Here is a 20,244-nt window from a genome sequence, read left to right on the forward strand (position 1 = left end):
AAAACAAGAAAATAGAAAAAGTCATTTTTCGAAATTTTGAATGGCTTATGTAACTAAGGGAGAGATTTGGTGAAGATTGAGATTATGGTTTCGCTTGCTATTTATATGGCAGGTATGTTGTATATCGGTTATTGGTCTTATAAGAAGACATCCGATTTATCAGATTATATGTTAGGCGGAAGGGGACTCGGTCCAGCAGTTACAGCTTTATCAGCTGGTGCTTCTGACATGAGTGGTTGGATGCTAATGGGATTACCTGGTGCGATGTATGCGACAGGGTTATCAAGTGTATGGATTGCGATAGGTTTATTAATAGGTGCTTATGCAAACTATTTAATTCTTGCCCCGCGTTTGCGAACGTATACAGAAGTGGCTAATGATTCAATTACGATTCCAGACTTTTTAGAGAATCGATTTAAAGATCGTACGAAAATACTTCGTTTTGTCTCCGCTATCGTCATTTTAGTATTTTTCACATTTTATGCGTCGGCTGGTTTAGTATCAGGTGGACGTTTGTTTGAAAATTCTTTCAACCTTGATTATAAAATTGGTTTATTTGTAACTGTCGGTGTCGTAGTTGCTTATACACTATTCGGTGGTTTTTTAGCAGTAAGTTGGACCGACTTTGTGCAAGGGTGTATTATGTTTATTGCTCTCGTATTAGTACCAATTGTTGCTTTTACAGATGTCGGTGGTGTAACAGAGACATACAATACGATTAAGCAAGTTGATGCATCGCATTTAGACATGTTTAAAGGGACCACAATTCTTGGTATTATTTCCTTTTTAGCATGGGGCCTTGGGTATTTTGGTCAACCACATATTATTGTCCGCTTTATGGCAATTACCTCTATTAAAGATTTGAAAACTTCTCGTAGAATCGGTATCGGTTGGATGGCGATTTCCATTATAGGTGCAATGCTTACTGGCTTGGTTGGTATCGCCTACTATGCTAAAAATAATGGGACATTACAAGACCCAGAAATGGTCTTTGTAACATTCTCAAACATTTTATTCCATCCGTACATTACTGGGTTTTTATTGTCAGCTATATTAGCTTCTATAATGAGTAGTATTTCCTCGCAATTACTTGTTATTTCAAGTGCAGTAACGGAAGATTTCTATAAAACATTTTTCCGTCGTAACGCAAGTGATAAAGAACTTGTATTTATCGGTAGACTGTCAGTTTTAGTAGTAGCTATGATCGCAGTTGTTTTAGCGTATCATCCAAGTGATACAATTTTAACACTCGTCGGTTATGCTTGGGCAGGATTTGGTTCAGCATTCGGACCTGCCATTTTATTAAGTTTATATTGGAAAAGAACGAACAAATGGGGCGTTCTTGCTGGGATGATTGTTGGTGCAGTAGTTGTAATTACTTGGGTACAAATTCCAAGTTTAAAAGCGACTATGTATGAAATGGTACCTGGATTCTTCTGTAGCTTATTAGCTGTGATTGTCGTAAGTTTAGTAACGAAAGAACCAGTTAAAGCAATTCATCGTGAATTTAATGAGATGGAAGCAGTGCTGGAAGAAGAAACGAAATGATTTGAAAAGGGAGTAAACGGTGAATAGTGTTTACTCCCTTTTCATTTTAAATGAAATAAGTAACTTGTTGACAAAGAAAAGTAAGTAACTTATAATAAGTGTTAAGTTCGAGGTAAATGATATTCTAAATCACGTTTTATCCCACTTTAATGGGCGGTAAGCCCCCCACTGATTATGGTATTAAAGTGAGTAAATTTTTCGGAAACTATCTTGAAATCGAGATAATTTCGATAAGTTAAACGTTAATGTGTAATTTTATAATTAATATCTCGAATTCGAGATAAAATTATCATGACGGATTTTACTAGGCAGTATGGACAAAATGAATAATGAATTTTAATGTAAAGCAATTTTTATAATAGAATAAAAAGGAGTGGACGAAATGGAAAAGAAAACAATGGGAATTCATCACATTACAGCAATCGTAGGACATCCACAAGAAAATGTAGATTTTTACGCTGGTGTGTTAGGTTTACGTTTAGTAAAACAAACAGTGAATTTTGATGATCCAGGTACGTACCATCTTTATTTTGGTAATGAAGGAGGAAAACCGGGAACAATTATTACGTTTTTCCCATGGGCAGGTGCTCGTCAAGGAGTTATTGGTGACGGTCAAGTAGGAATCACTTCTTATGTTGTACCAAAAGGGGCAATGCAGTTTTGGGAAAATAGATTAGAAAAATTCGATGTTTCGTATACAAAAATGACTCGATTTGGAGAGCAGTATTTAGAATTTGATGATCCACATGGTTTGCATATAGAATTAGTAGAAAGAGAAGAGGGTGAATTAAATAATTGGACTTTTGGAGAAGTTACGCCAGAAGTAGCAATTAAAGGATTTGGTGGTGCAGTTCTTTTATCAACGCAGCCTCAAAAAACAGCCGAACTGTTAGAGCACGTTATGGGTCTTGAGAAAATTGGGGAAGAGGGCGAATTTGTTCGATTCCGTTCTTCTGCTAATATTGGAAATATTATTGATTTGAGATTATCGACAATTGGTCGTGGCCAAATGGGCGTTGGTACAGTGCATCATATTGCTTGGAGAGCGAGTGACGATGCTGATCAGCTAGACTGGAAAGAGCATGTGTCCCGTTTTGGATACCACGTAACTCCTGTACAAGATCGAAATTATTTTAACGCAATTTATTTTAGAGAACACGGTGAAATTTTATTTGAAATTGCAACAGATCCCCCTGGTTTCGCTCATGATGAATCGTTAGAGACGATGGGTGAGGAATTAAAGTTACCGGAACAATATGAAAAACATAGAAAACAGATTGAACAAACGCTTTTACCATTTGAAGTGAGACATTTAGATTAAAGTGATTGAAAGGGGAAAAGGATTATGATGAAACATATTTTTCAAAAAGGAAAAGATACGTCAAAACCAGTATTGCTATTACTTCATGGTACAGGAGGTAATGAATTAGATTTATTACCACTTGCAGAAATAATTGATCCGGAAGCATCTGTATTAAGTGTTAGAGGAAATGTATTAGAAAATGGCATGCCACGTTTCTTCCGTAGATTGGCAGAAGGCATTTTTGATGAAGAAGATTTGATTTTCCGTACGAAGGAATTAAATGAGTTTTTAGATGAAGCTTCAAAAGCATATGAATTTGATAGAAATAACATTGTAGCTATCGGGTATTCAAATGGAGCAAACATTGCGGCAAGCTTATTATTCCATTACGAAAATGCGTTAAAAGGTGCTGTGCTTCATCACCCAATGGTGCCTAGAAGAGGAACACAATTGCCTAATTTAGCTGGGAAATCCGTGTTTATTGCTGCTGGGACAAATGATTCAATTTGTTCATCTTCTGAGTCAGAGGAATTGAAGCTACTATTAGAAAATGCAAACGCTAATGTAACAATGCATTGGGAAAATAGAGGACATCAATTAACGATGGGTGAAGTAGAAAAAGCAAAAGAATGGTATGGAAAAACAGTTCTATAAGTATAAATAATAAAAGAAGCATCTGCTAACGATTAGCAGATGCTTCTTTTATTATTTAAGACTGGATTGCAAGGTGAGGTGAAGAAAGTGGTAGGTGAATATCAACGACCGTACCTTTATTTAATTCACTTGAAATGTGTAATTTACCATGATGTTCTTCAATTATTTTGTAACACATCATTAATCCTAGCCCTGTGCCTTTTTCTTTTAAACTATAAAACGGTTCGCCTAAACGGGAGATACGATCTTCTGGGATACCGCAACCTTCATCGATGATCCGTATTAAGATGAAATTACCCTCTAATGGTTTTGTTTGGATGAAAATATTTCCGCCATTTGGCATTGCTTCAATCGCATTTTTTAATATATTTATAAAAACTTGTTTTAATTGGTTACCGTCACATTGAATATCATATACGTAATCAAAATGGTCCATAATGATATGAACGCTGTGCATAATAGCAGTCGGTAAAATAAATGTAACTACCTCTTCAATTAAAGTTTGTATGTTACAAGTTTGGATTGCTAATACTTGTGGTTTAGACATCGCCATAAATTGACTCGTGATAGATTCCATCTGTGAAATTTCACTTAACATAACATCGATATACCACTTCTGCTCCTCATTTATTTCAGGGAGTAGCAATGTTAGAAAACCTTTTAGAGAAGTGAGTGGATTTCGAATTTCATGAGCAATTCCAGCTGTCAGTTGTCCGACTACGGCGAGCTTTTCAGATTTTCGTAATAACTTTTCCGTTTCCTTTAGCTCAGTAATATCTCTTCCCATTACGATAAGACCTTTACGGGAGCCGTCAGGGTGATAGAGAGGAACCTTCGATATACTTAAGATTAGGTCGAAATCATCTCTATGAATAATAAATTCTTCACCATGAAGAATTTGTCTTTGTTGCCATGCTAATTCATCGACTTCTTCACAATGTAAAAAAGCTTCTCGGTACGCTTCATTATATTGAATGAGTTCACTATCTTTTTTTCCGTGGTAAGGTACATGATGGAAATTGAAGCAAGAAAGTGCGTAGTCATTTGCCTCAAGCCAGCGCCCTTCATGATCTTTAAATATAACAAATGCAGGCATGGAGTTTACTAATGTACGCAACCTCTTCTCACTTTCTTTAAGCTTTTTCTCAATTCTTTCTGATTTTTCAAGAGGCTTCATAATGGCATATACGCCAGTTAGACGATTTTGGACAAAAATAGGAACTAGTTTTGTCACGACGTCTAATAAAAATCCATTTTTATGATAAATAGATAATATATACTCGTGCTGATTATCAGCTTTAGTGTTCTTTATATTTTGTAATACTTGCTCAGAAATATGAGCTTCTAAAATAGAGGTAATGCTTTTTCGTTCTAATTCTGAAGAAGTGTAACCTAGTGTTCTTTCGGCAGAAGGATTAGTGTGTATAATAATTCCTTCTAAATTTAATGAAATAATACTATCAGGATTGTGTTCGAACAGAGATGCATACATTTCTGTTAATGAACGATCTTGTATATGGTTCCGTAAACGTCTAGAAATGTTCGGATGACGTTTTCTTTGAGTTGATGAATATTTTTTACGACTCATAATAGTTCCTCCGTACAAATAGCATCTAAAAAGATTTGTCTATTCATAACTATAATATAGATGTAATGTGTATTTCTATAAAAAATGGAAGTTATATAATAAATTTTGTTTTCTTTATTTTGGAAAAGTGCGTATAGGGTGGTAATAAGGGGAGCTTATATTGTTTTATAAATCATTTGTAAGTTACAGGAGTAGGTTTTCCTTATAACATTAGGGTAGAAGAGGGGGAGAGAAAATGAGAAATTATATTCAAGGTATCGATCATGTACAAGTAGCTGCGCCTGTAGGGTGTGAAGAAGAAGCGCGAGAGTTTTATAGTAATAAAATTGGTATGGAGGAAATCCCAAAGCCAGAGGAATTAAAGAAGCGCGGTGGGTGCTGGTTTAAGTGTGGAAATCAAGAGATTCATATCGGAGTTGAGCAAAACTTTACCCCAGCTAAAAAGGCACATCCGGCTTTTTATGTTTTAAAAATAGATGAATTTAAACAAGCGTTAATACAGCAAGGCATTGAAGTAATAGATGATCATGCACGACCAGATGTAATTCGATTTTATGTGTCAGATCCGTTCGGAAATCGAATTGAATTTATGGAAAATAAAAACTAGGTGGAAATCCACCTAGTTTTTTAACCTTTTCTAAACAATCCTAATACTTCAACCGTTTCTGTAATGTTAACGAATGCATGAGGGTCAATTTCAGAAATTGTTAATTTCATACTTGCTAATTCTTCACGAGAAACGACTGTCATAAGTACACGTTTCTTTTCGCTAGAATAAGCACCTTCGCCATCAAGTAATGTAATGCCACGTACAACAGTTGAAAGAAGTTGTTTTTTCATTTTTTCTGCTTCATTTGTTACAATCATAAGTGTAACCTTCCGATGTTTCGTATGAATAGCATCAATAACTTTACCAGTTACATAAATCGAAAGTAAGCTTGTAAGAGCAACATCCCAAGTGAAGAAGAATCCTGCAATGATTACAACGACTGCATTTAAAACAATAAGGAATCCGCCAAGTTTAATATCTCTTTTGCGAGACAACAACATACCGATAATATCAAATCCACCAGTTGATCCATTACAGTTAAAAACAAGACCGATACCAGCTCCGGCAATAACACCACCAAAGATAGATGATAAAAGTGGATCTGTTGCTACGACTTTCACTGGAACATAGTATAATGCAACAGATAATACAATCACAGAGATAATCGTGTTAAAAATGACTTTTTTTCCAAGACCTATGTATCCTAAAATAAGGATAGGTAAGTTTAATACAAAGTTAATAATACCTGTGTTTACAGGAGTTACAATCCCTAAAATAATAGCAATTCCGCCAATTCCACTACTTAAAATTTTGTGGGGGATAAGGAAAAGATTAAAGGCAATCGCAATAATAATAGAACCAATAATAACACCAAGAAATCTGACCATCTCTTTCCCGTCCTTCACTGAAAAATTCATATTATTTCAAGATTATATATGATATTGAAAGTTTTGGGTAAAAACAGTTTATTTCGGAAAATTAGATTAATCAAAAGAATTTGAGTATTTTATCATTTGGAAGGGGATACAGTTATGAAGATAAAAACATATCAACAGAAAAGCCCGTTGAAGCAAGAATGTGAGGATTCTTATTTTTGTAATGAAGAAAAAAAGATTTATGGTGTATGTGACGGCGCAACACCACTTGTCCCGTTTCGTGATGAAAAGGGACATAATGGAGCATACATCGCTTCACATTTATTTGCAAGTTATTTTAATTCATTTCGCGAAAATCATAGTTTACAAGTTGCTGTTGCAAAAGCAAATGAAGCATTGCAAAGAAAAATGTTAGCATATGGAGTAGATACGAGAAAGAAAGAGCATTTGTGGTGCACATGTATCGCGGCAGTCCAAATAGTTGGTGAGAAAATTGAATATGCACAATTAGGGGACTGTATGATTGTTGCAATACTTCAAAATGGAACGATGCAAGTATTAACGAAAGACACGGTCGAAGGAATTAGTAAACGAGCAAAAAAGAAAAGAGAAGAAGATCGTAAAGAAGGGGTATCTGTACCAGAAGAACATGTTTTTCAAGATGTGCGAGAACAGTTAAAATATAATCGTTATCTTGCAAATATGCAGGGGGGGTATTCCGTTGCAAACGGAATGAAAGAAGCGATTCATTATTTACAGCATGGGGAATTACATATAGATGAAGTAAGCGGGGTTTTTATTTGTTCAGACGGATTATTCCACCCAGATTGGTCACTCGAACAAACTGTTGCATATATAAGAAAGAATAGTATAAATGAATATGTAGCAATTATTGAAGAACTAGAAGGGGAAAAGAGAATAAGACCAGATGATAAAACAATTATGATTATTGAATTGTAAGGGAGGATGTTCAAATGGAAATTAAATGTGTTAATTTAACATTTCAAGATGAATTAGTTCCTTTAGAAAAAGTAAATAAACTGATTATCCACCACACATCCGAAGATGGATGGGATGTGTATAAAACACATGAATTTCATCAAAAAGTAAGAGGGTGGAGCGGGATTGGTTATAATTATTTTATCGAAGCAGATGGAACTGTAGTCGAAGGACGTGGTTTACATATTGGAGCGCATGCGAAAGATAATAATAGAGATACAATTGGAATATGTATGACGGGTAATTTTGATAAATATGATCCAACTACCGCACAAATGAATGCATTATATTCTTTATGTAAAATGTTTATGAAGCAGTTTGCTATAAAGAAAGAAAATATACTCGGTCATAGAGAGCTAGAAGGAGTTACAAAAACTTGCCCTGGAAAGCGTTTTTCTATGGTAGAGTTAAGAAACGTACTATCCTAAATATAGAGGAGTAATAAATGATGATGAATATAAAAATACCAAATGATAAAAAAGAAGAGCTAGTAGCACAAATTCAGCAATTTTTCGTTGAGGAAGATTTAGATGAAATTGGACGCTTCCAAGCAGAGCGTTTAATAGAAGAAATGATTAAATTAGTAGGACCATTTGCATACAATCAAGCGATTGGAGATGCTAGAAAGCTTGTAACAGAGAAATTATCTAATATTGAAGAAGATTTGTATGTGTTAGAAAAAAGTGAAGGGAAGTAAACTTCCGTCAATTATAAAATAAGTGTTATGTCACGGCCTTTTTCGATGTTTTATTTGGAAAAGGCCGTGACATTTTTTTATTGTCATCAGGAAAATAATGAAACTTATTCCTCTATCTCGTACTCCATTCTTTTGCCATTTCATCATGATATGCTTCTGTCCAATGATATGGTTGCAACTCTTTTAAAGGTTTAAAAATAATATCTTGTTTAGCATTTGTAATCGCACACTGTACTTCTGGTCCCCAATAAAATAAACGTTCTTGGCATACACCACAAGGCGAGAGTACCTTTAATTCAGAATGCTCATTTTCTCTCGCAAGACAAATAGAATGTGTAACTTTCTTTTGAAATTTATGAGCTTCTAAAATTGCACCTGTTTCCATACAAAGTTCTGTTGAAGCATTTATTACGCCTGGAGCAACACTTGTATAAATTGTTCCATCTTCTACACGAATCGCTGCGGCTCCACCCCAATCGTTTGGATATCTTTGTTCAATTAACTGTTTCACCACATCATATAATTGTTGCTCAATATTCAATTTCTTTTCCTCATTTCTGCCCAAATTCAGGTTTGTTATTTCGAAATATTCTTTCTTTTATCATAATAGCATAAACAAAAAAATGGAATGAACATTTAATTTCAAGCCATCTTTTTGCCAAAAGGAACGTTTTTTTATAAAAAGATTGAGATTAAAAATATATAATCTTAATTTTATCTTTTTTTAATAATTTGTTTATGGGCAATTTATAGTTGTTATTTATAATTCCTATATATAGCAGCTATTGATACTACAAATAAGAAATTTGGATGTGTAACACTTTGTATTCCATTAGCTGTAATCAAAATTTATAACATAAATTGCGCACATAGAATCTTCTTTTGAAAGAAAAGTTGTGTAATTATTTGTTAAATGAAGGAAGGGATTGGGAAGCTATGAATAAAACAATTTTAAAAACATGTATCATATCAGCAGTTTTAGGTGGAAGTCTATTAAGTGAAACGACTGGAGAGGTGAAAGCAGAAGTAGTTACACCAAACACGAATCATACTGGGGTATTCAAAGATGTTCCAAAGGGGCACTGGGCATATGAGGCGATTCAGCAATTAACAGGCGAGAAAATCATTTTCGGCTATGATGATGGGAGATTTGGTTTTGGAGATAACGTGACACGTGAACAAGTTGCAGCTTTACTATATCGTTATTTTAATTTGGCAGAAGAGAAAAATTATGAGAATCCATATGGGGACGTAAGTGAAGAGTCGACAAGCTATATAAAGGAAATCTTGTCTTTAACAGAAATGGGCGTTTTTAAGGGTGACGAGCACGGGAACTTTAGACCGAAGGCATCCTTAACACGTGCAGAAATGGCACAAGTTCTTACAAATGCTTTTCATTTAAAGGCAAAGAGTAATCATACTTTTAATGACGTTTCAACGAACTCATGGGCAAGCAATGCCATTAGTGCTGTTCAAACAAATAATATTGCAAAAGGAGTAGGCGGAGGGAATTTTGCTCCAAATATGGATGTGACGCGTGAACAGTATGCACAATTTTTATACAATGCAATACAAGAAACTGAGAAAACTCAAGAAACGAAAGGGCAACTATTAGCTAGCATACTTGGTGAAACAAATTGGCAAGGGACAAAAGTCTATGACAAAGATCATAATGATGTAACGAAAGAAAATCAGAATTTCATCGGGCTTGCAAAGTATGATGCTAAAACGGCAAGGTATGAATTTTTTAATGCAAGTACAGGAGAGAGTCGTAATGATAGCGGTACCTTTTTTATAACGAATGATGGAAAGAAAAGAGTACTAATTTCTGAGACGCAAAATTACCAAGCAGTTGTTGAATTAACGCAATTAGATAAAGAGAAATTTACATATAAAAGAATGGGGAAAGATGCAAAAGGGAACGATGTAGAAGTATTTGTTGAACATATTCCTTATCAAGAAAAAGAGCTATCTTTCACGCGACCTGATAAAAATTTAGAGAGCTCGACGGGTAAAATAGTTACGGATGTTGATGGAGATAAAATATTATCTAGTACACTATGGAATGGAACGGTGGTATTAGATGAACAAGGTAATAATGTAACAAAATACAATTCAAACTTAATCAGTCTAGCAAAATATGATAAAAATACAAATAAATATGAGTTTTTTAATGTGAATACAGGAGAAAGTCGTGGAGACTATGGTTTCTTTGATGTTGTACATGATAATAAAATAAGAGCCCACGTTTCGTTAGGAAATAATAAATACGGTGCAGTTCTTGAACTTACAGAATTAAATAAAGAGAAATTTACGTATACAAGAATGGGGAAAGATGCGAATGGAAAAGATATAAAAATCTTTGTTGAGCATGAACCGTATACAGGTGACCTAAAACCAAATTTCACAAAGTAAGCCTTTACTGTATGTAGCAAAGGCATTATGTTAGAAAAGGTTAGTAAGGAAAGATCAGAGTGATTATATAATTAAAATAGTTGTTTATAGACAAATAGATGCCTTGAGGCATCTATTTGTCGTTTTAAAATGATTTTATGGGGCAAATTCTCTTTTTTCAGACCTAGTCACTTACTACTTGCACAACCATACATTTTCGTTCTTTTATTTATTCTCTTTATGTTCTTTATATTCATGAACTTTTTCTTTTACATTACCGACAGTATCTTTAGCAGTGCCTTTTACCTTATCCCATTTTCCTTCAGCTTGTAATTTCTTATTGTCAGTTACTTTCCCGACAACTTCTTTTACTTCGCCTTTTACTTTATCAATAGCACCTTCTACTTTTTCTTTTAAACCATGATCATGTTTAGTCATACATTTCTCCTCCTTGTAGTTTGATTAGAATTCTCTTTTCATATTGCAAGTTGAATGATGTATCTAGCAATAGCGTAACAGATTTAGTTTGAATATTCAAATGATTAATAGAGTTGAAAAGGAATTGTCATAAAGTGTATAAAGTTGTAATGAGAAGAGAAAGAATGTTAATTATATGTTTTTGGCGGTCCAGATTGATTTTGTATAAGCGATCTTCATATGGGCACGTTCCATATTATTTTGACTGCTGCTACCGAATCTTGCTTGTCCGACTATTAAATGACAATTGGATTCAATAGCTGTCTCAATTCGCTTTTGAATTAAGGCAGTATGACAGCCTTTACGCTGAAATTCTGGCAAAGTAGCAGAAGCAGCTAATGATGCGACACCCTTATTTATATACAGGACACCAATGCCCGCAGGAATGTTTTGAACTTCAGCTATGAAAAAATGCCATCCTGGTTTATCGTAGAGAATTTCGTTATTTTGGCGCACACCATCTTTTGTAAAGGATGGCATGTTAAATCCACGTACATATATGTCTGCAAAAACATCAAACTCATTTTCTTTTAATTTGCGTACTGAAATGTTAGAAGGAACAAGGGACGGATCTTCTCGCGGTGTACTATATAAAGCGGTATGGAAGCTAGATTGATAAAAACCTTTTTCAGATAAGTATTGAAATAATTCAGCTGTACCTTGCGCTGGCGTAATTTCAAAACGACAAGGGATTTGTAGTGAGTGATAATAAGAGATAATCGCATCTATCTCATCTGTATTTATAAATGTAACGCCTTTTACTGTGTTAAAAGCAGGACCAGCAATTACTTTTGATGAAAAGGCAGTGGCACTACTGAACTTTTTCACTTGTACCTGCATTGGATTTCCGTCCATTGCTTGTAGTAGTGCTAATCTAGAAGAAAGCATATGTATTTCTGCGTTTTCAATTTCTTGTGCGGTATTGATTGTCATAATTGTACTCATGAGATTCCCCCGTCAATAAATATATTTCATAGTACATATACGATGTTTGTTCTGAGATTCCTGTTGAAATGTAAGAGAATAAGGGGTTTTTTGGAAGGGAAATGGAAGTGAACTGTCGAAGGGAGTAGAAACAGATTAAAGGTGGTGCTCTCATGAAACAGAAAGACGTGCAGACATGCTCTAATTGTGGTTCTCAAAATATAGGAGAAGGTGAGTTTGTCGGTTATGCACAAATACGGAAAAAGGAGACGATGTTCACATCTTCACCAGTAGATGCTTATATTTGTACAGATTGCGGGAATGTCCTTTTATTAAAAGTACGACATTATGAAAAGTTTAAGCAGAAGCCGTTATGATTATTAAAAAGTGTTTTTATTAGGGAAGTTAATAGGAGAAATACTTTACATATATATGAATATGCCTTATATAAAGAGATAACAACATATACTGTGTGGGATGCTTATTAATCGTTGCACAACGTACAAAAATGTATAGAAGAAATTGTGAATTAATTGAGATAGAAAATTAGCCATTCTGGAAATATTTCATATCGAAAACTCCTTTAAATAAATAAAGGAGTTTTTATTTTTGGGTAACAATAATTACCTTTAATTGTTATAATTGGTTATTGAGATGGGAGGTTTTTATTCACACCATAATCATAAAAGAAAACTAGCTAAATTATATAGAAAACCGCTATATAACACATTCGCAACCGTAAGTTGACAAAGTGCAACCGCAGGAAGATAGAGACAAGGGCAATGTTTACATACAATTTAGGTAAGAAAACAAAGGGGGACACACACATATGGGATTTGGTGAAAAGCTTTTTAAATTAAGAAAGGGAAAGGGCCTTTCTCAAGAAGCATTAGCTGAAAAATTAAACACGACAAGGCAAGCGGTTAGTAAATGGGAAAACGGTCAAGGTTTTCCTGAAACTGAAAAGTTAATAATGATTGGAAATGTTTTTGAAGTATCACTCGACTATTTATTAAAAGAAACTGCAGAGAAAAGTAATGAAAATATGGATGGCTATTACGTAAGTCAGGAAATGGCAGAAGGGTATATAGTGTACGGACAAAAAATTTCTAAATATATAGCGCTAGGGTTTAGTTTGCTCATTTTATCTACAATACCGTATTTATTATTTAAAGAAAATGTAACAATGTCTATGTTCCTTGTCATCATTATTGCTGTCCTTGGTATTGGAGCAATGATGGTACCTGTAATGATAGAAGAGAGTCGATACAATGTATTAAAAAAGGAAGAATTATTATTTGATCAAAACTTTCTAAAAGAATTGACAAAAAGATATGCAATTATTAAGAAAAAGTATGCTGTAGTAATAATCGTTGGATTTTGTTTTATAGCAGCAGGAGCGCTACCTTTTTTATTTGAGAAAAAGCATATCACTTCAGGAGAATTAGTCCAGTATCACCCTTATTGTGTTGTACTTATTGCTATTGGAGTTTATCTTTTTGTTCGTGTGTTAGGAGTATTAGAGGCGTATCGAATTTTAGTAGAAAATAAAGAATATAGTAATCGTCTTATTTTTAAACTGAAAAAGAAAGTGAGAGAAAAAGTGGATAATTTTTAATAGGAGAAAACATATTTTTATGAAAAGTTAAGATAGGAGTGTAATGATGTCAAATCTTCTAGAAATTGAAAATTTAAGTAAATCATTTGGAAACAAAGTTGTTTTAAGAGATGTTTCTTTCAATGTGCCGTCTGGATCAATTGTTGGATTCATTGGTAACAATGGAGCTGGGAAATCAACAACCTTTAAAACAGTATTACAATTAATTTCTAAAGATAATGGTACAGTAAAAATATTTGGTAAAGAAAATATAAATAAAGATGCCAAGATTAAGGAAAAGATAGGAGTCGTATTTGATGCTATGAATCTCCCGGCTCATCTTACAATAAAACAACTAAATAAAGTTTTTGAAAAGATGTTTGAATCTTGGGATAGAGAAAATTTTTACCGATTAGTTCATTCTTTCTCTTTACCTACTAATGAGAAAGTAGGTAAATTCTCGCGTGGAATGTCAATGAAACTAACTATAGCTGTTGCGCTGTCACATAATGCAAAATTATTAATCCTAGATGAAGCGACGGGAGGTCTCGATCCTTCATCTAGGGAGGAGGTGTTAGAGGAATTAAAAAGTTTTGTGAGAAAAAGTAATGGTGGTATACTACTTTCTTCTCATATTATGAGTGATGTAGAAAAAATAGCTAGCCATCTTATCATTATAAAAGATGGAGAAATTTTATTGAATGAAGAAAAGAATAAGGTTTTGAACAATTATGCCATTGTAGATGTTGATGAGGAACAACTAACTTTAATCAACAAAGATATAGTTGTGGTGAAAAGGAATAATGGTTCTTATTTCAATGTACTTGTATCAGATGTGCATAAATTACCAAGTGGGATTGCTCATAGAACCATTTCGATAGAAGAAATAAGTGTTTTATTGACGAGGAGTGAAAAATAAATGATAGGTTTATTATTGACAAACTATTATCTAGTGTATCGAACTTTCTTTACGTTTATGGGAATAGCGATATTAGGATCGGGATTTGTTTTTTATTTTGGTAATGCTTCAATGTACCGTTTAATTGCTACATTCATTATCTTATTTGCTGCAATTCCTGCACTTGAAGTTATTAAATATGAGAGTAAGTCAGGTTATGAAAAATATGTACTTACTTTACCGGTTACTAGAAGTAATATTGTGCAAAGTCACTACTTTTTCTATTTTTTAGTTGTAATTATTGGTACTGTATTATCATATGGCATATTTTATGTACATAGTTTCGTTTCAGATACGCCAATTGATGATGAGATATTTAAGAGTGTTTCTTTAGGGACATTCATCATCCTTAATGCCGGAGCAATAGCCTACCCACTTCTCTATGTTTTTGGAGCAGAAAAATCTGATGCTATTACAATTGGGGGCGCATGCGGGGGACTTGTAACTTATTTTGGATTACAAAGTGTAATTGGCTATCTAATAGAACAATTTCCAATATTAAATTTAAATTCATCTTTATACGTTTCCATTTTATATACGATATTTGGCGTTATCATATATATCTTTTCTTTTGTTATTTCGGTATTTATATATCGTAAGAAGGAGTTTTAATGTGTTTTCTCTTAGTATTTTCTGAATTATTTCCAAAGAAATAATTCAGAAAATACAGAAAAATGTCGTGATTATTTGTAGAAGTCTGTTATAATAAACAAAAAATGAAAACGCTTTAAAGGGGGATGTAACCAATATGATGATGAATGTACCGCTAACAATTAGTTCTATGATGGAAAGAGCAGAAAAACTGTTTTCGAAGAAAGAAATTGTTTCACGGACACATGACACAGTTATGACATTAACGTATAAGCAGTTAGGTGAAAGAACGAGAAGGCTTTCCAGTGCGTTGAAAAAATTAGGAATTAAAGAAGGCGAGCGTATAGGAACGTTAGCGTGGAATCATCATCGACATGTGGAAGCGTATTTTGCTATTCCTGGTATTGCTTCCGTTTTACACACAATTAATATTCGTTTATCTCCTCAACATATTTCATACATTATTCAGCACGCAGAAGATCGAATTCTACTTATTGATGAAGATCTTGTACCACTTGTTGAAAAAATTCAATCTGAATTATCAACTGTACAAGCCTACATTATTATGACTGATAAAGATGAACTTCCAAATACTACGCTAGAACCTGTATATCATTATGAAAAGCTATTAGAAGAAGGCGATCCAAATTTCCAATTTGTAAAAGATATTGATGAAAATACACCTGCTGGTATGTGTTATACGTCAGCGACTACAGGAAATCCAAAAGGTGTTGTATATACGCATCGTAGTACTGTACTGCATTGTATGGCACTCGGTTTAGCAGATACAGCTGCTTTATCGGAAAGTGATGCGGCAATGGCTATTGTACCGATGTTCCATGTGAATGCTTGGGGACTACCTTTCGCAGCTACTTGGTTTGGATCAAAACAAGTTCTTCCAGGACCGATGTTTACGCCGAAAATTTTATTAGAAATGATTCAAACTGAAAAAGTGACGTTAGCTGCTGGTGTGCCGACAATTTGGCTTGGTGTATTACAAGAGTTAGAAAATAATAGTTACGATTTATCTAGTATGACGAGAATACTATGCGGTGGTGCAGCTGCACCGAAGAGTGTTATTAAAGCATTTGAACAGAAACATAATGTTCCGTTCATCCATGCATATGGTATGACCGAAACAAGCCCACTCGTAACACTTGCACGTTTAAAAAGTTATGAAACAGAATTATCATATGAAGAGCAATTAGAAATCCGCTCAAAACAAGGATATCTTGTCCCTGGTGTAGAGATGAAAGTAGTCGGTACAAATGGTGAAGTGAAGTGGGATAGTACGGAGATGGGAGAACTATGTTTACGAGCACCGTGGATCGCTGAAAGCTATTATAACGATGATCGTACTGTTGAAGGCTTTCGCGATGGATGGTTATATACAGGAGATGTTGTCACAGTCGATGAGGAAGGTTGCATAAAAATTGTCGACCGCACGAAAGATGTGATTAAAAGCGGAGGCGAGTGGATTTCCTCTGTTGACCTTGAAAATGCGTTAATGGCACATGATGCTATATTTGAAGCGGCTGTCGTTGCCGTTCCTCATCCGCAGTGGCAAGAGCGACCAGTTGCCTGTGTCGTTCAAAAGAAAAATAGTACAGTAACAAAAGAAGAAATATATGAGTTTTTAAAACCACAGTTTGCAAAGTGGTGGTTACCAGACGATATTGTATTTATGGAAGAAATACCGAAAACATCTGTTGGGAAGTTTTTAAAACAGGCGCTTCGGAAAGAACTTGAGCATTTGCATAAAGAGAAATAATGGAATTTATATTTGTAAACCTAAATTAAAAATAAGTTGACAAACGCTAGATAGAAAGATAATATAACTCCTATAATATGTTATCTAAAAATCATTTCGAGTTTACAAATAGGAGAAGCAAATATGAATACAAAAAACTTAGTTTTCGTCGCTTTATTTAGTTCTATTATGGGAGTGTTAGGGTTAATACCTCCAATTGCTCTTTCTATTACACCAGTTCCAATTACATTACAATCACTTGGTGTTATGCTTGCTGGTGGATTGTTAGGATCACGTCTTGGTGCATTAAGCCAGCTTATTTTCTTACTTATTGTAGGAGTTGGAGCGCCATTACTTGCTGGTGGACGTGGTGGCTTTGGCGTATTTGTTGGGCCAAGTGCAGGATATTTACTTGGTTATATCGTTGGAGCATTTGTCATTGGTTACTTAATTGAGCGTTTACGTGAAGTTTCTATTATAAAAGTATTATGCATTAATATAATTGGTGGTATTTTCGTAGTTTATGTATTTGGTATTATTGTACAAGCTTTCGTAATGGATATTTCTATATGGCAGACGATGAAAGTAAGTGTCGCATTTTTACCAGGGGATTGCATAAAAGCAATTATAGCAGCAATTCTTGTAACGAAATTACATCGTTCATTGAAACATATTATTACGCCTGCTTTAAAGAGTGGGAAATATACAAAAGCGGGATAAGAAAGAGAAGAAACACGTTCATTACGTGTTTCTTTTTATTATTTTGTCAAGAAAGGACGTCTCATATGGGGATTACAAAAGAATATAAAAAGCATGCCTCTGTACAACCGAATAAAATAGCAATAAAGGAAAATGATCGAGTTTTAACATATAAAGAGTGGTTTGAGTCAGTGTGTAAAGTAGTAAACTGGTTGGATGAAAAAAAGTCAAAGAATAAAACGATAGCAATCGTATTAGAAAATCGTATAGAGTTTTTACAACTATTCGCTGGTGCTGCTATGGCCGGATGGATTTGTGTACCATTAGATATAAGGTGGAAACAGGATGAGCTTAAAGAAAGGATTGCAATCAGTAATCCGGATGTGATTGTGACAGAGCGATATAAGGTAAATGATCTACCTGGTGAAGAAGGAAGAGTAATAGAAATTGATGAGTGGAAAAGAATGATAGAGCATTATCTTCCTGCATATCAGTCCGTAAAAAATGTACAAAATGCTCCTTTTTATATGGGATTCACATCAGGATCAACTGGAAAAGCAAAAGCGTTTTTACGTGCGCAACAATCGTGGCTTCATAGTTTTGATTGTAATGTACATGACTTTCATATGAAAAGAGAGGATTCGATTTTAATAGCTGGGACGCTCGTTCATTCTCTTTTCTTATACGGGGCAATAAGCGCATTATATGTAGGACAAACGGTTCACATTATGAGAAAGTTTATTCCAAATCAAGTACTAGATAAGTTAGAAACTGAAAATATATCAGTTATGTATACAGTTCCGACAATGCTTGAATCTTTATATAAAGAAAATAGAGTAATAGAAAATAAAATGAAAATAATTTCGTCAGGAGCGAAGTGGGAAGCTGAAGCGAAAGAAAAAATAAAGAGTATATTTCCTTATGCGAAAAGATATGAATTTTACGGTGCATCGGAGTTAAGCTTTGTAACAGCGCTAGTTGATGAAGAGAGTAATAGAAGACCAAATTCAGTAGGGAAATCTTGCCACAATGTGCAAGTGCGAATATGTAATGAAGCAGGAGAAGAAGTACAGAAAGGTGAGATAGGAACTGTTTATGTGAAAAGTGATCAGTTTTTTATGGGATACATATTAGATGGGATTTTAATTCCAGAGTTGACTGCAGATGGCTGGATGACAGTGCGAGATGTAGGTTATGAAGATGAAGAAGGATTTATTTATATTGTCGGTAGAGAGAAGAATATGATTTTATTTGGGGGAATTAATATTTTCCCAGAAGAAATAGAAAGCGTATTACACGAACATCCAGCTGTTGATGAAATAGTTGTAATTGGTGTGGAAGATAGTTACTGGGGTGAAAAACCTGTCGCGATTGTAAAAGGAAGTGCTACGAGGCAACAATTAAAGAGTTTTTGCTTACAACGATTATCCTCTTTTAAAATACCGAAAGAATGGTATTTCGTTAATGAAATACCGTATACAAATAGCGGGAAAATCGCTCGTATGGAAGCAAAAAGTATCATTGAAAATCAGGAGGAAATATATGAATAGAGCAGTTGTTGTAGAAGCGAAAAGGACACCTATTGGTAAGAAGAATGGGATGTTAAAAGACTATGAAGTTCAGCAATTAGCAGCGCCGCTTCTTACATTTTTAAGTAAAGGAATGGAGAGAGCAATAGACGATGTCATATTAGGGAATGTTGTTGGGCCAGGAGGGAATGTTGCGAGATTATCTGCTTTAGAAGCAGGGCTTAGTCATCATATTCCGGGTGTAACGATTGACCGGCAATGTGGTGCCGGATTGGAAGCGATTCGCACCGCATGTCATTTTATTCAAGGTGGAGCAGGTAATTGTTATATTGCAGGAGGAGTAGAGAGTACAAGTACGTCACCTTTTCAAAATAGAGCACGATTTTCACCAGAAACAATAGGCGATCCTGATATGGGAGTAGCGGCTGAATATGTTGCAGAACGTTATAACATCACGAGAGAAATGCAAGACGAGTATGCTTGCCTCAGCTACAAACGAACACTGCAAGCATTAGAAAAAGGATATATACATGATGAAATATTGTCTTTTAATGGATTGTTAGATGAGTCTATAAAGCCAGAAATGAATTATGAACGAATGATTAAAAGAACTAAACCCGCATTTCTACAAAATGGTACAGTAACGGCAGGGAATTCGTGTGGTGTAAACGACGGGGCGTGTGCAGTTCTTGTAATGGAAGAGCGGCAAGCTCGAAAATTAGGATACAAGCCTATTCTTCGTTTTGTTCGCAGTGCTGTAGTTGGAGTGGATCCCAACCTTCCGGGGACTGGTCCAATATTTGCGGTGAACAAATTACTAAACGAAATGAATATGAAAGTAGAGGACATCGATTATTTTGAAATAAATGAAGCATTTGCTTCAAAAGTTGTAGCTTGTGCAAAGGAGTTACAAATTCCGTATGAAAAATTAAATGTAAATGGTGGTGCAATTGCGCTCGGTCATCCGTACGGTGCATCTGGGGCTATGCTTGTAACGCGCTTGTTTTATCAGGCGAAACGAGAGCGTATGAAATACGGAATCGCGACGTTAGGAATAGGGGGCGGGATAGGTCTTGCACTATTATTTGAGAAAGTAGAAGACTAGAAAGGA

Annotated in this window: 21 protein-coding genes; 16 read left to right on the top strand and 5 right to left on the bottom strand. The window is 34.7% G+C overall.

The window, feature by feature from the left end; translation table 11 throughout:
- Positions 1 to 69 precede the first annotated feature (69 nt).
- From putP to FH036_RS22785, 3 genes are all read left to right on the top strand, one after another.
- Positions 70 to 1,548, top strand: a complete 1,479-nt coding sequence (gene putP, locus FH036_RS22775) for a sodium/proline symporter PutP (protein ID WP_000687613.1) — start codon at positions 70 to 72, stop codon at positions 1,546 to 1,548.
- A 382-nt stretch (positions 1,549 to 1,930) separates the two neighbouring features.
- On the top strand, positions 1,931 to 2,869 hold the full coding sequence (locus FH036_RS22780) for a ring-cleaving dioxygenase (protein ID WP_138321321.1): 939 nt from the start codon (positions 1,931 to 1,933) through the stop codon (positions 2,867 to 2,869).
- A 24-nt stretch (positions 2,870 to 2,893) separates the two neighbouring features.
- On the top strand, positions 2,894 to 3,505 hold the full coding sequence (locus FH036_RS22785) for an alpha/beta hydrolase (protein ID WP_000975439.1): 612 nt from the start codon (positions 2,894 to 2,896) through the stop codon (positions 3,503 to 3,505).
- A gap of 55 nt (positions 3,506 to 3,560) precedes the next feature.
- Here FH036_RS22785 and FH036_RS22790 read toward each other — a convergent pair whose 3' ends face one another.
- On the bottom strand, positions 3,561 to 5,093 hold the full coding sequence (locus tag FH036_RS22790; protein WP_139896246.1) for a BA3702 family sensor histidine kinase: 1,533 nt from the start codon (positions 5,091 to 5,093) through the stop codon (positions 3,561 to 3,563).
- Positions 5,094 to 5,328: 235 nt separating this feature from the next.
- Here FH036_RS22790 and FH036_RS22800 point away from each other — a divergent pair, with 235 nt between their 5' ends.
- On the top strand, positions 5,329 to 5,700 hold the full coding sequence (locus FH036_RS22800) for a VOC family protein (RefSeq protein WP_001246942.1): 372 nt from the start codon (positions 5,329 to 5,331) through the stop codon (positions 5,698 to 5,700).
- A 20-nt stretch (positions 5,701 to 5,720) separates the two neighbouring features.
- Here FH036_RS22800 and FH036_RS22805 read toward each other — a convergent pair whose 3' ends face one another.
- Entirely contained in the window at positions 5,721 to 6,530 is an 810-nt protein-coding gene (locus tag FH036_RS22805; RefSeq protein WP_000251333.1) for a YitT family protein, read from the bottom strand.
- A gap of 144 nt (positions 6,531 to 6,674) precedes the next feature.
- Between FH036_RS22805 and FH036_RS22810 the strand changes: the two genes are divergently transcribed.
- Genes FH036_RS22810 through FH036_RS22820 form a run of 3 tightly spaced genes read left to right on the top strand, consistent with a single transcriptional unit; the run spans position 6,675 to position 8,214 of the window.
- On the top strand, positions 6,675 to 7,478 hold the full coding sequence (locus FH036_RS22810) for a protein phosphatase 2C domain-containing protein (RefSeq protein ID WP_044793427.1): 804 nt from the start codon (positions 6,675 to 6,677) through the stop codon (positions 7,476 to 7,478).
- 14 nt (positions 7,479 to 7,492) lie between these two features.
- On the top strand, positions 7,493 to 7,945 hold the full coding sequence (locus FH036_RS22815) for a peptidoglycan recognition protein family protein (RefSeq protein ID WP_044793425.1): 453 nt from the start codon (positions 7,493 to 7,495) through the stop codon (positions 7,943 to 7,945).
- A gap of 17 nt (positions 7,946 to 7,962) precedes the next feature.
- Entirely contained in the window at positions 7,963 to 8,214 is a 252-nt protein-coding gene (locus FH036_RS22820) for a DUF2164 domain-containing protein (RefSeq protein ID WP_001983516.1), read from the top strand.
- Between the two features lie 112 nt (positions 8,215 to 8,326).
- On the opposite strand, the gene FH036_RS22825 is transcribed toward FH036_RS22820, so the two are convergent.
- Complete coding sequence (locus FH036_RS22825; protein WP_001019674.1) at positions 8,327 to 8,755, bottom strand: cytidine deaminase; 429 nt, start codon at positions 8,753 to 8,755, stop codon at positions 8,327 to 8,329.
- A gap of 395 nt (positions 8,756 to 9,150) precedes the next feature.
- On the opposite strand from FH036_RS22825, the gene FH036_RS22830 reads away from it, so the two are divergent.
- Positions 9,151 to 10,629: a DUF4822 domain-containing protein gene (locus FH036_RS22830; protein WP_044793424.1), complete on the top strand. Its 1,479-nt coding sequence runs from the start codon at positions 9,151 to 9,153 to the stop codon at positions 10,627 to 10,629.
- A gap of 204 nt (positions 10,630 to 10,833) precedes the next feature.
- On the opposite strand, the gene FH036_RS22835 is transcribed toward FH036_RS22830, so the two are convergent.
- Together FH036_RS22835 and FH036_RS22840 are read right to left on the bottom strand one after the other, a co-directional pair.
- A complete protein-coding gene (locus FH036_RS22835; RefSeq protein WP_000160409.1) occupies positions 10,834 to 11,046 on the bottom strand; it encodes a CsbD family protein in 213 nt (70 codons plus the stop codon).
- Between the two features lie 171 nt (positions 11,047 to 11,217).
- On the bottom strand, positions 11,218 to 12,030 hold the full coding sequence (locus FH036_RS22840) for a GNAT family N-acetyltransferase (RefSeq protein ID WP_139896247.1): 813 nt from the start codon (positions 12,028 to 12,030) through the stop codon (positions 11,218 to 11,220).
- Positions 12,031 to 12,182: 152 nt separating this feature from the next.
- Here FH036_RS22840 and FH036_RS22845 point away from each other — a divergent pair, with 152 nt between their 5' ends.
- The 8 genes from FH036_RS22845 (at position 12,183) to FH036_RS22885 (ending at position 20,238) form a co-directional block, all read left to right on the top strand.
- Entirely contained in the window at positions 12,183 to 12,386 is a 204-nt protein-coding gene (locus FH036_RS22845; protein WP_000810212.1) for a hypothetical protein, read from the top strand.
- Positions 12,387 to 12,838: 452 nt separating this feature from the next.
- Positions 12,839 to 13,627, top strand: coding sequence for a helix-turn-helix domain-containing protein (locus FH036_RS22855; protein ID WP_000505633.1), 789 nt, complete (start codon positions 12,839 to 12,841; stop codon positions 13,625 to 13,627).
- A 46-nt stretch (positions 13,628 to 13,673) separates the two neighbouring features.
- Complete coding sequence (locus FH036_RS22860; protein WP_139896248.1) at positions 13,674 to 14,525, top strand: ABC transporter ATP-binding protein; 852 nt, start codon at positions 13,674 to 13,676, stop codon at positions 14,523 to 14,525.
- Positions 14,526 to 15,176, top strand: coding sequence for an ABC-2 transporter permease (locus tag FH036_RS22865; RefSeq protein ID WP_139896249.1), 651 nt, complete (start codon positions 14,526 to 14,528; stop codon positions 15,174 to 15,176). It abuts the gene before it with no gap.
- Between the two features lie 136 nt (positions 15,177 to 15,312).
- Entirely contained in the window at positions 15,313 to 16,926 is a 1,614-nt protein-coding gene (locus FH036_RS22870) for a long-chain fatty acid--CoA ligase (RefSeq protein WP_138321329.1), read from the top strand.
- Positions 16,927 to 17,049: 123 nt separating this feature from the next.
- A complete protein-coding gene (locus FH036_RS22875) occupies positions 17,050 to 17,625 on the top strand; it encodes a biotin transporter BioY (protein WP_001093328.1) in 576 nt (191 codons plus the stop codon).
- A 65-nt stretch (positions 17,626 to 17,690) separates the two neighbouring features.
- Entirely contained in the window at positions 17,691 to 19,154 is a 1,464-nt protein-coding gene (locus tag FH036_RS22880) for an acyl-CoA synthetase (protein ID WP_139896250.1), read from the top strand.
- A complete protein-coding gene (locus FH036_RS22885) occupies positions 19,147 to 20,238 on the top strand; it encodes an acetyl-CoA C-acyltransferase (RefSeq protein ID WP_139896251.1) in 1,092 nt (363 codons plus the stop codon). The genes FH036_RS22880 and FH036_RS22885 overlap by 8 nt, the downstream gene beginning before the upstream one ends.
- Positions 20,239 to 20,244: the final 6 nt, after the last annotated feature.

The organism is Bacillus sp. CD3-5 (genome assembly GCF_006349665.1).
Taxonomy (GTDB): domain Bacteria; phylum Bacillota; class Bacilli; order Bacillales; family Bacillaceae_G; genus Bacillus_A; species Bacillus_A paranthracis.

Coding starts and splice junctions, on each gene's coding strand:
- FH036_RS22780 (WP_138321321.1), top strand. CDS start 1,931: ATGGAAAAGAAAACAATGGGAATTCATCACATTACAGCAATCGTAGGA.
- FH036_RS22785 (WP_000975439.1), top strand. CDS start 2,894: ATGATGAAACATATTTTTCAAAAAGGAAAAGATACGTCAAAACCAGTA.
- FH036_RS22790 (WP_139896246.1), bottom strand. CDS start 5,093: ATGAGTCGTAAAAAATATTCATCAACTCAAAGAAAACGTCATCCGAAC.
- FH036_RS22800 (WP_001246942.1), top strand. CDS start 5,329: ATGAGAAATTATATTCAAGGTATCGATCATGTACAAGTAGCTGCGCCT.
- FH036_RS22805 (WP_000251333.1), bottom strand. CDS start 6,530: ATGGTCAGATTTCTTGGTGTTATTATTGGTTCTATTATTATTGCGATT.
- FH036_RS22810 (WP_044793427.1), top strand. CDS start 6,675: ATGAAGATAAAAACATATCAACAGAAAAGCCCGTTGAAGCAAGAATGT.
- FH036_RS22815 (WP_044793425.1), top strand. CDS start 7,493: ATGGAAATTAAATGTGTTAATTTAACATTTCAAGATGAATTAGTTCCT.
- FH036_RS22820 (WP_001983516.1), top strand. CDS start 7,963: ATGATGATGAATATAAAAATACCAAATGATAAAAAAGAAGAGCTAGTA.
- FH036_RS22830 (WP_044793424.1), top strand. CDS start 9,151: ATGAATAAAACAATTTTAAAAACATGTATCATATCAGCAGTTTTAGGT.
- FH036_RS22835 (WP_000160409.1), bottom strand. CDS start 11,046: ATGACTAAACATGATCATGGTTTAAAAGAAAAAGTAGAAGGTGCTATT.
- FH036_RS22840 (WP_139896247.1), bottom strand. CDS start 12,030: ATGAGTACAATTATGACAATCAATACCGCACAAGAAATTGAAAACGCA.
- FH036_RS22845 (WP_000810212.1), top strand. CDS start 12,183: ATGAAACAGAAAGACGTGCAGACATGCTCTAATTGTGGTTCTCAAAAT.
- FH036_RS22855 (WP_000505633.1), top strand. CDS start 12,839: ATGGGATTTGGTGAAAAGCTTTTTAAATTAAGAAAGGGAAAGGGCCTT.
- FH036_RS22860 (WP_139896248.1), top strand. CDS start 13,674: ATGTCAAATCTTCTAGAAATTGAAAATTTAAGTAAATCATTTGGAAAC.
- FH036_RS22865 (WP_139896249.1), top strand. CDS start 14,526: ATGATAGGTTTATTATTGACAAACTATTATCTAGTGTATCGAACTTTC.
- FH036_RS22870 (WP_138321329.1), top strand. CDS start 15,313: ATGATGATGAATGTACCGCTAACAATTAGTTCTATGATGGAAAGAGCA.
- FH036_RS22875 (WP_001093328.1), top strand. CDS start 17,050: ATGAATACAAAAAACTTAGTTTTCGTCGCTTTATTTAGTTCTATTATG.
- FH036_RS22880 (WP_139896250.1), top strand. CDS start 17,691: ATGGGGATTACAAAAGAATATAAAAAGCATGCCTCTGTACAACCGAAT.
- FH036_RS22885 (WP_139896251.1), top strand. CDS start 19,147: ATGAATAGAGCAGTTGTTGTAGAAGCGAAAAGGACACCTATTGGTAAG.